This window comes from Nocardioides sp. FY1077 (assembly GCF_058681775.1).
Window position 1 is genome coordinate 798,090 of the sequence record NZ_JBZWDB010000002.1, and the last position, 10,958, is coordinate 809,047.

Genomic DNA, 10,958 nt, shown 5'->3' on the forward strand with positions numbered 1-10,958 from the left:
GCCCTAGGGTGTGGCGCGTGGTCGCGGAGTCGTGGGAGGACGAGGTCGGGCGCCTGGGCCAGGACTTCCGGCGGTTCATGCTGGAGTACAAGTTCGGGCTCGAGGAGATCGTCACCAAGCTCGAGATCCTGCGCGACGAGTTCGCCCACCTGCACGCCTACAACCCCATCGAGCACCTGTCGTCGCGGCTGAAGTCGCCGGCCAGCCTGGTCGAGAAGATGGAGCGCAAGGGCTGCGAGCCCACCTTCGAGGCGCTGCGGGCCACCGTGACCGACATCGCCGGGGTGCGGGTCACCTGCAGCTTCCTCTCCGACGTGCGCCGCGTCTTCGACCTGCTCGCCGCCCACGACGACGTCACCGTGCTCGAGGTGCGCGACTACATCGCGACGCCGAAGGCCAACGGCTACCGCTCGCTGCACGCCCTGGTGGAGGTGCCGGTGTTCCTCTCCGGCGGCGTGCGCCCGGTGGTCGTGGAGGTGCAGTTCCGCACGATCGCGATGGACTTCTGGGCGAGCCTGGAGCACAAGATCTTCTACAAGTACCGCCGCGACGTCCCGCAGGACCTCCTCGACGGCCTCGCGGAGGCCGCCGAGACCGCCTACGCCCTCGACGCCACCATGGAGCGGCTGCACAGCGAGGTGCGCGACCTCGACGTCGCCGAGACCGCCGGGACCGCGGAGGTCGCCGTGGCCGTGCCGACGTCGGGCTCGGGTCCGCTGCGGGGCACCGAGCCGACCGAGCCGACCGCGCTGCCCGGGCTGCTCGACGCCCTGCGCCGCCTGACCGGCCCGGGCTCGGCGCCGCCCCCGGGCTGAGCGCCGGGAATCCGTTCGCCCCCGGCGCCGCGGTGGGGGAGGATGTCGGCTCGTGGGACACGTGGACGTCGCCGGGGTGCGCTACGAGCTGCCGGACGGGCGGGTGCTGCTCGACGACGTCTCGTTCCGGGTGGGCGAGGGTGCCAAGGTCGCCCTGGTCGGCGCCAACGGCGCGGGGAAGACCACCCTGCTGCGCCTGATCACCGGCGATCTCCAGCCGCACGCCGGCGTGGTCACCCGCTCCGGCGGGCTCGGCGTGATGCGCCAGATGGTCGGCCGCGACCTGGGGGAGCGCCCCACGGTGGCCGACCTGCTGCTGAGCGTGGCGCCCCCGCGCGTGCGCACCGCCGCGGCCGAGGTCGACCGGCTCGAGATGGCCCTAATGGAGAGCGACGACGAGGCCACTCAGATGGCCTACGCCACCGCGCTGGGCGAGTACGCCGACGCGGGCGGCTACGACGTCGAGGTGGTGTGGGACGTGTGCACCATCGCCGCCCTCGCCGTGCCCTACGACCGGGCCAAGCACCGCGACCTGTCCACGCTGTCGGGCGGGGAGCAGAAGCGGCTGGTGCTGGAGTTCCTGCTGCGCGGGCCCGAGCAGGTGCTGCTGCTCGACGAGCCCGACAACTTCCTCGACGTGCCGGGCAAGATCTGGCTCGAGGACCGGCTGGGCGAGTCCGACAAGACCGTGCTGATGATCAGCCACGACCGCGAGCTGCTCGACCGCACCGCCACCCGGGTGGTCACCGTCGAGCTCGGCGCCGCGGGCAACACCGTGTGGACCCACCCGGGCGGCTTCACCTCTTACCACCAGGCCCGCACCGACCGGTTCGCCCGTTTCGAGGAGCTGCGCCGGCGCTGGGACGAGGAGCACGCCAAGCTCAAGGCGCTGGTGCTGCGCTACCGCGTGAAGGCGGAGTACAACGACGGCCTGGCGGCGCAGTACAAGGCCGCGCAGACCCGGCTGCGCAAGTTCGAGGAGGCCGGGCCGCCGGCCGACCAGCCGCGCGAGCAGCAGGTGACGATGCGCCTGAAGGGCGGGCGCACCGGCAAGCGCGCCGTGGTGTGCGAGCAGCTCGAGCTCAGCGGGCTGATGCGGCCCTTCGACCTCGAGGTGTGGTTCGGCGAGCGGGTCGCGGTGCTGGGCTCGAACGGCTCGGGCAAGTCCCACTTCCTGCGGCTGCTCGCCGCCGGCGGCACCGACCCCGACGTCGAGCACCGTCCGGTCGGCGACGTGCCGATCGAGCCGGTGCTCCACCGCGGTCGGGCCCGGCTCGGCGCGCGGGTGCGGCCGGGGTGGTTCGTGCAGAGCCACGACCACCCCGAGCTGGTCGGGCGCACGCTGGTGGAGGTGCTGCACCGCGGCGACGACCGCCGCTCCGGCATGGGCCGGGAGCAGGCGGCGCGGGTGCTCGACCGCTACGAGCTGGCCCACGCCGCGGAGCAGAGCTTCGAGTCGCTCTCCGGCGGGCAGCAGGCGCGCTTCCAGATCTTGCTGCTGGAGCTCTCGGGCGCCACGCTGCTGCTGCTCGACGAGCCCACCGACAACCTCGACGTGCAGTCGGCCGAGGCCCTGGAACAGGGCCTGCTGGCCTTCGAGGGCACCGTGCTGGCGGTCACCCACGACCGGTGGTTCGCCCGCGGCTTCGACCGGTTCCTGGTCTACGGCGCCGACGGCGAGGTCTACGAGTCCGACGGCCCGGTGTGGGACGAGGGACGGGTGGCCCGGTCGCGATGAGCCCGGCCCGATGAGCCCGGCCCCGATGAGCCCGGTCGGGACGAGCCCGCCCGCGGTGGTGGCCGTCGACGCCCGCGACGCCGCGGCGTACCTGCCGTGGCACGCCGCCCTGCGCGCCGCCGACCTGGCCGGGCTGGGCGAGGCCGCCACCACCTGGACGGCGCCCGAGCTGGCCGAGGCGCTCACCGAGGGCGGACGCCGGCGCCACCGCGAGGCGTGGGCGCTGCGAGCGGACGGCCGCGCCGACGGCGAGGTGCTGTGCGCGGGGTTCCTCGACGCCCCGCTGCTCGACAACCTCGAGTCGGCGCTGCTGCACGTCGCCACCCCGCCCGCCCACCGTCGCCGCGGCCACGCCCGGCTGCTGCTGGCCCACCTCGAGGAGCGCGCCCGCGCGCTGGGCCGCCGCCACCTCGACGCGGAGATCGGCTGGCTGCACGCCCACGGCTCCGACCCCGCCGGCGTGCCCGGCTGGGAGCTGGCCCGGCGCCACGGCTACGAGTTCGGGCTCGGTGACGTGCAGCGCCGGCTGCGCCTCCCGCTGGCGTCGGCGCGCCTCGACGCGCTCGCCGCCGGGGCGGCGCCCCACCACCGCGACCACGAGCTGCGCTGCTGGGTGGGACCGGTGCCCGACGAGCTGGTGGCGGGCTGGCTGCGGCTCAGCAGCACCCTGGCCACCGAGGCGCCGACGGGGAGCATCGAGCGCGAGGACGAGACCACCGACGTCGCGGCGCACCGTGAGGCCGAGGCGCTGCAGGCCCGCCAGGGGCGGACGTCGTTCCACGCCGTGGCGCTCTCCGCCGAGGGCGAGGTCGTGGGCCACAGCCACCTGGTGACCACACGCCACGAGCCGGGCCGCGCCTACCAGTGGGGCACGATCGTGCGCCGCGACCACCGCGGTCACCGCCTCGGGCTCGCTCTGAAGGTGTCCGCCCTGCGGCTGCTCCAGGAGACCGACCCCGCCGCCACGTCGGTGACCACCTGGAACGCCGAGGAGAACCTGCACATGGTGGCCGTCAACGAGGCCCTCGGGTTCCAGCCGCAGGCGCGGCTGGCGGAGGTCCGCAAGCGGCTCTGAGCCCCGTGGAGCCTCGGCTCAGGAGCCGGTGGCGTCCGAGTCGAGCTCGAGGTCGGTGGTGGCGCTCTCGCCGTCGCGGACGTAGGTCACGGTGACCGAGTCGCCGGGGCGGTAGGAGCGGATCGTGGCGATCAGCGAGTCGGAGCCCGAGATGGCGGTGTCGTCGATCCGGGTGATCACGTCACCGGCCTGCAGGCCGGCGTCGCCGGCGGTGGAGCCGTCGCCGATCTCCTGCACCTGCGCGCCGTCGGTGACCACGGCCTGGCCCGTCGTGCCCTCCGGCGCGGTACCCGGCGTACCGCCGGTCGCGGCGCTCTGCGCGCCGACGTCGCTGACGGTGATGCCGAGCCGGGCGTGGGTCGGGGTCTCCCCGGCCACCATCTGCTCGACGATCGGCACCACCTCGTCGATGGGGATCGCGAAGCCGAGCCCGATCGACCCGCCCGACTCGCTCTCGGCGTACGGCGAGGTGCTGCTCGCGGCGGTGCGGATGGAGGAGTTGACGCCGACGACGTGGCCGTACATGTCGACCAGCGGGCCGCCGGAGTTGCCGGGGTTGATCGCCGCGTCGGTCTGCACCGCGGGGTAGGCCGTCACGTTGCCCTCGCCGTCCTCGCCGACGTCGACGGGACGGTCGAGCGCGCTGACGATGCCGCTGGTCACGGTGGCGTCGAGGCCGTACGGCGAGCCGACGGCCACCACGCCCTCCCCGACCTCGAGGTCGTCGGAGGAGCCGATCGTGGCGGGGGTCAGCCCGCTGACGCCCTCGGCCTGGATGACCGCGGTGTCGGTGAGCGGGTCGGTGCCGACGATGGTGGCCGCCGCGCTGCTGCCGTCGTCGAAGTCGACGAGGATCTCGCCGTCGTCGCCGGCGACCTCGACGACGTGGTTGTTGGTGAGGATCTGGCCGTCGGAGCTGAGCACGATGCCCGAGCCGGAGCCCGACTCCTCGGCGCCCTGCACCTCGATCTTCACCACCGACGGCAGCACCTCGGCGGCGACCTGCTGCACCGACCCGGCCTCGCCGGGGTCGGCCGGGGTGTCCACGACCTGGGCGGTCGTGCGCGAGCCGTCGGCGGAGGAGGCCGCGCTGGTGGTGGCGTCGTCGCTGAGCGAGGCGAACACCGCCGCGCCGCCCACCCCGGCGCCACCGCCGACGACCAGCGCCGCGGTGAGCACGCCGGCCGCGAACGTGGCGCGGCCGCGTCGGCGCTCCCGGGGGAGCGCGGCAGTGGGGGCCGCACCCGGAGGCGCACCCGGCGGCGGGCCGGCCGGCGCCCAGGCCGGCTGCGGCTGCGTGTCGTGGGCCCAGCTGTCGGTCCAGCCCGGCAGCCCGGTCTGCTGCCCGGTCTGCTGCCCGGTCTGCTGCCCGGTCTGCTGCGGGGCCTGCTGCGGGGCCTGCGGCTGGTGCGGGAGGGGCTGGTCGCCCTCGTGGGGGGTGCGGGGAGTCTCGCTCATGTCCACGACAGTGCCCGCGCAGGCTGTGACGAGGCTGAGACCTGGCTAGTCGGCGGTGAAGAAGCCGAACGGGCCGCGCTCGGCGCGGGCCGCCTCCTCCTCGCGCTCGGCCGCCTCGGCGGCCAGGGTCAGCTTCTTGAGCAGGGCGTTGAGGGTGCGCCGCTCCTGCGGCGTCAGCGCCCGGGCGAGCAGCTCCTCGTCGTGCCCGCGCACCGCCATGGCCGCGCGCCAGGCGTCCTCCCCGGCGGGCGTCACCTCCACCTCGACCCGGCGCCGGTCGGTGGCCGACGTGGTGCGCTGCAGCCGGCCCGCACGTTCCAGGGCGTCCAGGCGCCCGCTCATGCCGGCGTTGCTGATCTGCAGGTCGGCGGCCAGCGCCGACGGGCTGGCGTGGCCGGGGGTGTCGCGCACCATGAGGTGGTGCAGCGTCACGTACTCGTGGTCGGCGAGGCCGGCCTGCGCGGCCGCGCCACGGGTGCGGCGCCCGAGGTGGCGCACCAGCTGGGAGACGCGGATCCACAGCGCCTCGACCTCGGGGTCGAAGCTGACGCCCAGCTCGTGGTCGCGCCACCGCTCGACGTGCTCGTCGGCCCGGTCGCGGCCGGAGGCCGCCGGTGACGCACCGGAGGGGGAGGCAGGAGCGGGGTCGGCCATCCACCCATCCTAGGACGGTATTTCGTTGACGAACAGTTCGTGAGCGAATTGAATGACGGAGTGACCTCCTCACCACCCCGGCCCGACGTGGGCGCGCCACCGCGGTGGCGCCGCGGCCCGCTCGCCTCGCGCGACTTCCGCCTGCTCGTGGCCGGGATCACCGTGAGCGCGCTCGGCAGCGCGGTCGCCCCGCTGGCGCTGGCCTTCGCCGTGCTCGACCTCGGCGGCGGGGCGGCCGAGCTGGGGCTGGTGGTCGCGGCGTTCGCGCTGGCCGAGGTGGTCACCACGCTGGCCGGCGGGGTGGTCGGTGACCGGGTGTCGCGCAGCCTGCTGATGCAGGGCTCCGCCGCCGTGAGCGCGGTGGTGCAGGCCGTCGCCGTCGCCGTGATCGTCACCGACCACGCCACCTTCGCGCTGCTCGCGGTGCTGGGTGCGGTCGTCGGCTGCCTGTCGGCGCTGAGCCGCCCGTCGTCGCAGGCCATCACCCGCCACACCGTGCCGGCGGCCGACCTGGCTGCGGCCGTGGCCCTGCGCGGTGTGCTGCAGACCGCGGCGTTCGCCGCTGGCTCGGCGTTGGGCGGGGTGCTGATCGCGGTGGTCGGGCCCGGCTGGGCGCTCGCGGTCGACGCCGCGTCGTACGCCGTGGCCGCGCTCTGCTTCGCCGGGGTGCGTGCCGGGCGGGCCGCGACGGCGCCCGCGACGGGCTCGGTGCTCGGCGACCTCGGGGAGGGGTTCGCGGAGGTGCGCCGGCACGCCTGGCTGTGGCTGATGATCGCCCAGGCGCTGGTCTACCACCTGTTCTACGGCGGGGCACAGGGCGTGGTGGGGCCGATCGTGGTGGCCGACGACCACGGTCGGGCGGCGTGGGGGCTGGCGCTCGGCGTCCTGATGAGCGGCTTCGTGGTCGGTGGGCTGGTGTCGCTGCGCTGGCGTCCGCGCCGTGGCCTGGCCGCGGGCGCCGCGCTGCTCTCCCTCACCTCGGTCTTCCCGCTGGCGATGGCGCTGTCCGACCGGCTCGGCCTGCTGCTGCTGGGTGCCTTCGTGCACGGCCTGGTGCTGCAGCTCTTCGACGTGCAGTGGGACCTCGCGATCCAGCAGCACGTGCCGGAGGACCGGCTGGCCCGCGTCTACTCCCTCGACCTCGCCGGGTCGTTCCTCGCCCGGCCCGTCGGCCTGGCGCTGACCGGGCCGGTGGTGGCCCTGACCGGGCTGCGCACCTGGCTGCTCGTGGTGGCCGCGGTGATGGCCGTCGGTGCCCTCGCGACCCTGCTCTCGCGCGAGGTGCGCCACCTCGAGCGGGCCCCTGCCTAGGCCGCGAACCGACCCTTGTGGCCCACCTGTGGGCTGCGTCACACTCGGGCCCATGACCACGACCCGAGCCGACGCCCCCGCCACCGAGCGGTCCGACGCGCCGCCCCACGTCTTCGTCGACGACCGGGTGGCCCACTGGGCCGCGACCACCCCCGACGCGGAGTGCCTCACCTACCGCGGGCGCACCTGGACCTGGGCGGAGTGGGACGACCGCGTGCGCCGCGCGGCGGGTGCGCTGCGCGCCCTGGGTGTCGGGCGCGGCGACGTGGTGGGGTTCCTCGACAAGAACCACCCGGCCTGCGTCGAGGTCTCGCTGGGCGCCGCGTCGCTGGGCGCCGCCAACGCGGTGGTCAACTGGCGCCTGGCCGGCGCCGAGGTCGACTACGCGGTCAACGACTCCGGTGCCACCGTGCTGGTGGTCGGCAGCGAGCTCGTGCCGCTGGTCGAGGAGATCCGCGACCGGCTCACCCACGTGCGCCACGTCGTCGAGGTCACCCCCGACGGTGGCGACGGTGACGCCTACGAGGCGATGCTGGCCGCGGCGACCCCGGTGGACCGCTCGCCCGACGTGACCCCCGACGACGTCTGCCTGGTGCTCTACTCCTCCGGCACCACCGGTCACCCCAAGGGCGTGATGCTCACCCACCGCAACATGACCGCCCACACCGTCAACGCCCACGACGGCTGGGTCTTCGAGCCCGGTGACAAGTCGATGGTGGCGATGCCGCTGTTCCACGTCGGCGGCTCGTCGTACGTGCTGTTCGGGCTGCACGACGGCATCCCGACCGTGATGACCCGCGACCCCGACGGCGCCTCGCTGGCCGGGGCGATCATGGCCGGCGCCAACCGCACGTTCCTGGTGCCGGCGGTGCTCGCGCAGGTGCTGCAGTCGGGCGAGGACGCCGTGCGGCTGTTCGGCCGGCTGCGCACCTACACCTACGGCGCCGCGCCGATGCCGGCCCCCCTGCTGCGGGCGGCGATGACGGCCTGGCCCGAGACCGACTTCATCCAGGTCTACGGCCTCACCGAGGTGGCCGGGGTGGCGACCCACCTGATGCCCGAGGCCCACCGCGACACCGCCCACCCCGAGCGGCTCACCTCGGCGGGCCAGGCCGTGCCCGGCGTCGAGATCCGCGTCGTCGACCCCGCCACCCTCGAGGACGTCGCCACCGGCGGCCACGGCGAGGTGTGGCTGCGCACCCCCCAGCTGATGAAGGGCTTCCTGCACAAGCCGGAGGCCACCGCCGAGGTCGTCACCGGCGACGGCTGGTTCCGCACCGGCGACATGGGCCGCCTCGACGACGAGGGCTTCCTCTACGTCGAGGACCGGCTCAAGGACATGATCATCTCGGGCGGGGAGAACATCTACAGCCCCGAGATCGAGCGGGTCCTCGCCGAGCACCCGGCGGTCGCGGAGGTGGCGGTGATCGGCGTTCCCGACGACACCTGGGGGGAGTCGGTGAAGGCGGTGGTGTCGCTCAAGGAGGGCGCCGCGGCGGGCGAGGAGGAGCTCATCGCGTTCTGCCGCGACCAGCTCGCCCGGTTCAAGTGCCCCCGCTCGGTCGACGTGCTGCCCGCGCTGCCGCGCAACCCCACCGGCAAGATCCTCAAGCGCGAGCTGCGCAAGCCCTACTGGGAGGGCCGCGACCGCGCGGTCAACTGAGCCCCGCGGGGCTCGGACGGGGTCACATCCTGTAGTCGTCGACCTGGGAGAGCTGGGTCGCTGCGTTCAGCGCGATGTCGGGGGTCTTCAGGGTCGCCGCACCCCAGGCCTTCTCGAACTTCAGCAGGTCGTCGCCGACGCTCTGGGCCAGCGTGAGCAGCTCGTCGAGCAGCGAGCCGAACCGGCCCATCGACACGATGAGGTCGTCGAGGAACTTGCCGATCTTGGCCGACAGCTGGGCGACCTTCATCGACAGGCTGCGCACGGCGTCGGGGGCGAGGACGACGGAGAGGAACTTCGCGATGGCCGAGCCGATCGCGCCGACGATGTCGGCGATCGCGTCGCGCACCGTCGACCGCACGCCGCCGACCAGCGCCCCGGCCGCCTCCACCCCGCCGGCGAGGCCGGTGATCATCGACGACATGCCGTCGAGGGTGGTGGCCAGCGCGTCGGCGGTGCTGCCGTACGCCGTGCTGGCCAGGCCCTCCCACTGGGCGGTGGTGGTGTCGACCGCGCTGCGGAAGTCGCCGGCGGTGCCGCGCACGTCGCCGGCCACGTTGTGCCACGTGGAGGCGAAGGAGTGGATGACGTCGGGGTCGCCGCACAGCTCGTCGAGCCAGGTCGGGAACGGCTCCACGTGCTCCATCAGCCAGCCGACGCCCCAGGAGAACAGCGAGCCCAGCGGGTCGGAGATGAAGCCGAGCACGTCGAGCCCGGCGTCCATGCCGAGCAGCGAGCCCTCGATCCACTCACCCGAGCCGATGTTGTCGGCGGCGCCCACGAACCCGTCGACGGGCTTGAGCAGTCCCAGCGGGCCCGACGCGGGGAGCTCCTGCTCCGCCACGACGAGAGGGTTGTCAGCCATGGTCAGCCCTTCAGGTAGTCGAAGGCGTCGCGCACGACGCGGTCGGTGGTCTCGAAGGTGTCGGCGACCACCTTCAGCGTGTCGGCCAGGGTGGCCAGCGAGCTGACGGCGCTCTGGGCGGCGGCGATGCCACCCTCCTGGGCCGGCACCAGCGCGCCGCCGATGAAGGAGCAGAGCACGCCGTAGGCGGACCCGTTGGTCTGCACGTACTTCCCGGCGGAGACGGCGGTCTCGCCCGACTCCGAGATGGTGTGCAGCCGCGACGCGTGCGCCCGCAGCTGGTCGGCCACGACCTCGACGTCCACGTCAGCGCCCCCGTCCCTGGCCGTAGGCCGAGGACGGGCCCTGGTCGTCCTGCGCCGGCGCGGCGGCCGGGAACAGCTGGTCGTACTTCTGGCCGAAGTCGGCCGCCGTCGCGCTGTCGGCGCCGTAGTGCAGCGCCGAGAGCCGGGTGACCTCGCCCTGCAGCCGGAACTGCGCGTCGGCGTTGGCCTCGGCGATCGACGACTCGAGGCGACGCAGGTCGGCGTGGCGCAGCGTGTCGCCGAGCTGCACGGAGACCAGCGCGCCGGTGTGGCCGAGGGTGACCACGGCTCCGTCCCGCGAGCGTCCGACGACCCTGAGGGCCTCCATTTCCGTGACCATGCGCTGCGCGGCCTCGGCGCGCTCCTGGGCCTGCTCGACCATGCGGCGCACGTGGTCGCGCGCTTCCTGCTGGGTGGTCACGAGAGCTCCTCTCCGTGGGCGTCGCCGTCGTCCTACCCCCCGGCGCTGCGGCGAAACGCGGTCCGCCGGCCGCGCCGCCGACCGCCGACGCGGGCCTGCGTTAGGTTCTGCGGCGGGCCCGGACCCGGGCCCGCCGATCCGAGGAGCGCGCCGTGGAGAACCGCACCATCCGGACCTCGCCGCTGTGGCGGCTCGTCGTGCTCGCCCTGGCGGTGGCCGCCCTGGTGGGCACCGCGGTCAACGTGGCCTCGGGCGCCCCGCTCGGCGTCCTGCTCGCGCTGGGTGCGGTCGACCTGGTGCTCGTGGGCGGGGTGTGGCTCTTCGCCACGGTGGGCGTCGTCGTCGACCCGGTCGCCAACACCCTCGAGGTGTCGATGTTCGGCCGCACGCAGGTGCGCTCCCTCGACGCGCCGGCCCGGGTGGACGTGCGGTGGGTCAACGTGGGCAACCTGGAGCAGGTCCGGTTCCGGGTCACCCGTCCCGACGAGGCGGCGCTGTCGGTCACCACCCCGATCCTCGGCGACGCCCCCGAGCTGGCCCGTCAGCTGCGCGCCACCCTGGAGCGCAACCCCGACCTCCCCGCCGACGACTTCACCCGTGACCACCTGGTCCGCGACGGCGCCCTGGGCCGGGGCCGGTGAGCCGGGGTGCTC

At 74.5% G+C, this 10,958-nt stretch carries 11 protein-coding genes; 6 read left to right on the forward strand and 5 right to left on the reverse strand.

Features of this window, described 5'->3' with window-relative positions:
- Positions 1-17 precede the first annotated feature (17 nt).
- From AC4OR8_RS08730 to AC4OR8_RS08740, 3 genes are read left to right on the forward strand one after another with little or no spacing between them, the layout of a single operon-like run.
- The gene (locus AC4OR8_RS08730; RefSeq protein ID WP_492165143.1) at positions 18-815 is read left to right on the forward strand and encodes a GTP pyrophosphokinase; all 798 of its coding nucleotides are present in this window, start codon (positions 18-20) and stop codon (positions 813-815) included.
- Between the two features lie 52 nt (positions 816-867).
- Positions 868-2,553: an ABC-F family ATP-binding cassette domain-containing protein gene (locus AC4OR8_RS08735; protein ID WP_492165144.1), complete on the forward strand. Its 1,686-nt coding sequence runs from the start codon at positions 868-870 to the stop codon at positions 2,551-2,553.
- A 10-nt stretch (positions 2,554-2,563) separates the two neighbouring features.
- Positions 2,564-3,628: a GNAT family N-acetyltransferase gene (locus AC4OR8_RS08740; protein ID WP_492165145.1), complete on the forward strand. Its 1,065-nt coding sequence runs from the start codon at positions 2,564-2,566 to the stop codon at positions 3,626-3,628.
- A gap of 18 nt (positions 3,629-3,646) precedes the next feature.
- Here the strand turns inward: AC4OR8_RS08740 and AC4OR8_RS08745 are convergent, their stop codons facing one another.
- Both AC4OR8_RS08745 and AC4OR8_RS08750 read right to left on the reverse strand, forming a co-directional pair.
- Positions 3,647-5,086 carry a S1C family serine protease gene (locus tag AC4OR8_RS08745; protein ID WP_492165146.1) on the reverse strand — a complete coding sequence of 480 codons (1,440 nt, stop codon included), beginning with the start codon at positions 5,084-5,086 and terminating at the stop codon, positions 3,647-3,649.
- Positions 5,087-5,131: 45 nt separating this feature from the next.
- Positions 5,132-5,740 carry a MarR family winged helix-turn-helix transcriptional regulator gene (locus AC4OR8_RS08750; RefSeq protein ID WP_492165147.1) on the reverse strand — a complete coding sequence of 203 codons (609 nt, stop codon included), beginning with the start codon at positions 5,738-5,740 and terminating at the stop codon, positions 5,132-5,134.
- Positions 5,741-5,800: 60 nt separating this feature from the next.
- On the opposite strand from AC4OR8_RS08750, the gene AC4OR8_RS08755 reads away from it, so the two are divergent.
- On the forward strand, positions 5,801-7,051 hold the full coding sequence (locus AC4OR8_RS08755; RefSeq protein WP_492165148.1) for an MFS transporter: 1,251 nt from the start codon (positions 5,801-5,803) through the stop codon (positions 7,049-7,051).
- Between the two features lie 52 nt (positions 7,052-7,103).
- Positions 7,104-8,714 (forward strand): long-chain-fatty-acid--CoA ligase, encoded by a 1,611-nt coding sequence (locus tag AC4OR8_RS08760; RefSeq protein WP_492165149.1) that lies wholly within the window; start codon positions 7,104-7,106, stop codon positions 8,712-8,714.
- A gap of 22 nt (positions 8,715-8,736) precedes the next feature.
- Here AC4OR8_RS08760 and AC4OR8_RS08765 read toward each other — a convergent pair whose 3' ends face one another.
- Genes AC4OR8_RS08765 through AC4OR8_RS08775 form a run of 3 tightly spaced genes read right to left on the reverse strand, consistent with a single transcriptional unit; the run spans position 8,737 to position 10,305 of the window.
- Positions 8,737-9,579 carry a WXG100 family type VII secretion target gene (locus AC4OR8_RS08765; RefSeq protein ID WP_492165150.1) on the reverse strand — a complete coding sequence of 281 codons (843 nt, stop codon included), beginning with the start codon at positions 9,577-9,579 and terminating at the stop codon, positions 8,737-8,739.
- A gap of 2 nt (positions 9,580-9,581) precedes the next feature.
- Positions 9,582-9,884, reverse strand: a complete 303-nt coding sequence (locus AC4OR8_RS08770) for a type VII secretion target (protein WP_492165151.1) — start codon at positions 9,882-9,884, stop codon at positions 9,582-9,584.
- 1 nt (position 9,885) lies between these two features.
- The gene (locus tag AC4OR8_RS08775; protein ID WP_492165152.1) at positions 9,886-10,305 is read right to left on the reverse strand and encodes a YbaB/EbfC family nucleoid-associated protein; all 420 of its coding nucleotides are present in this window, start codon (positions 10,303-10,305) and stop codon (positions 9,886-9,888) included.
- Between the two features lie 152 nt (positions 10,306-10,457).
- Here AC4OR8_RS08775 and AC4OR8_RS08780 point away from each other — a divergent pair, with 152 nt between their 5' ends.
- Entirely contained in the window at positions 10,458-10,946 is a 489-nt protein-coding gene (locus AC4OR8_RS08780) for a hypothetical protein (RefSeq protein ID WP_492165153.1), read from the forward strand.
- The last annotated feature ends 12 nt before the right edge of the window (positions 10,947-10,958 follow it).